The 1,387-nt window shown below is 68.4% G+C and carries 2 protein-coding genes; both read left to right on the top strand.

The window, feature by feature from the left end; genetic code table 11:
- Window positions 1-123: 123 nt before the first annotated feature.
- Entirely contained in the window at window positions 124-453 is a 330-nt protein-coding gene (gene trxA, locus ACSNOD_RS31160; protein ID WP_436770434.1) for a thioredoxin, read from the top strand.
- Between the two features lie 218 nt (window positions 454-671).
- Complete coding sequence (locus tag ACSNOD_RS31155) at window positions 672-1,130, top strand: VOC family protein (protein ID WP_436770433.1); 459 nt, start codon at window positions 672-674, stop codon at window positions 1,128-1,130.
- Window positions 1,131-1,387: the final 257 nt, after the last annotated feature.

The following is a 1,387-nucleotide window of genomic DNA, read 5'->3' as shown; positions in this document are numbered from 1 at the left end:
TGGCGCGGGCATGACCCGCGACCCGCGGTGGTCGGCCCGTCCCGGACGGATGTCGCGGTTTTGCGGGCCGCGCGGGCGCGGGATGGGATGGTTGAGGCGAGCGTCTACCGCGAGGAGATTCCCATGTCAGGGGCCACCATCACCGTGACCGACGACAACTTCGAGGAGGTCGTGCTCAACAGCGACAAGCCCGTTCTGGTGGACTTCTGGGCCGTCTGGTGCGGGCCGTGCCAACAGGTGGCGCGCAGCCTGGAGGCGATCGCCATCGAGCACGACGAGATCGTCATCGCGAAGCTCAACACGGACGAGAACCCGGTCACGACCGCGAAGTACGGCGTGATGTCCATCCCGACCATGAACCTCTACCAGAACGGTGAGGTCGTGAAGACGATCGTGGGGGCCAAGCCCAAGGCTGCGCTCGAGCAGGACCTCGCCGACTTCCTGACGTCCTGACGGCCCCGCCCCGAAGGGGCGGGAACCCGGGCGGCCACCGGCCGCGGCAGCCTGGTCCGGCCGACACGGCCGTAGCGACTACGCCTTCCACGGCGCGCGGCCACTGTCGCCGCGCTCAAGCCATCGCTCGGCCGCCCGTTGATCCACGCTTGACCTCAAGCATGGTTCAGCTTCTACGTTCATGGTCATCGGCAGCAGCCACTCAAGGAAGCAGTCCCATGACCACGACCGTCATTCCCGAGACCTACCGCAACGCTGTCGTCGCCCACATCATGGTCGACGGCGCCGCGAACGCGATCGACTTCTACACCCGAGCATTCGGCGCCGAAGAGCTGTTCCGCCTCGACGGCCCGGACGGCCGCATCGTGCACGCCGAGGTCAGGATTCAGGGTTCCACCATCATGCTGGGCGACGCCGAGGGACCGCTCTTCAGCGCACCGACGGCCATCGGCGGCACCACCGTGGGCCTGCACGTCTTCGTCGAAGACGTCGACGCGCTGGCGCAGCGGGCCACCGCCGCCGGCGCGGAACTCCTGCAGCCACCGGCCGACCAGTTCCATGGCGACCGCACGACCATGTTGAAGGACCCCTACGGCCACGTCTGGGTCTTCCTCACGCACCTGGAGGACCTCACGCCGGACGAGGTGGCCCGTCGAGCCCGGGAACTCTTCCTCTGAACACGCCCACGAAGCGGGGCGCGGCTCAGTGCCGCGTCCTTCGCACGGGGGAGCGGTTCGGCCCAACTGGAGATCCTTCACAAGCCCCCGCTCGCCAGTGACACCGAACGGCCCGTTCCCCGCTGGGCCATGCGCCTGGCCTACGCGCTTCCGCTGCTTCTGCTGCCGTCATGCCTGTGGCAGCTGCACTTCGAGATCGGGCGCGCTCTCGGATCGACTGCACCACCGACCCGCGGGTCGCGGCACTACCGGCACCC

It is taken from the genome of Streptomyces sp. URMC 123 (assembly GCF_051386515.1).
In the GTDB taxonomy this organism is placed as follows: domain Bacteria; phylum Actinomycetota; class Actinomycetes; order Streptomycetales; family Streptomycetaceae; genus Streptomyces.
Note: the sequence above shows the minus strand (reverse complement) of the source record. Positions and strands in the feature narration are given on the sequence as shown.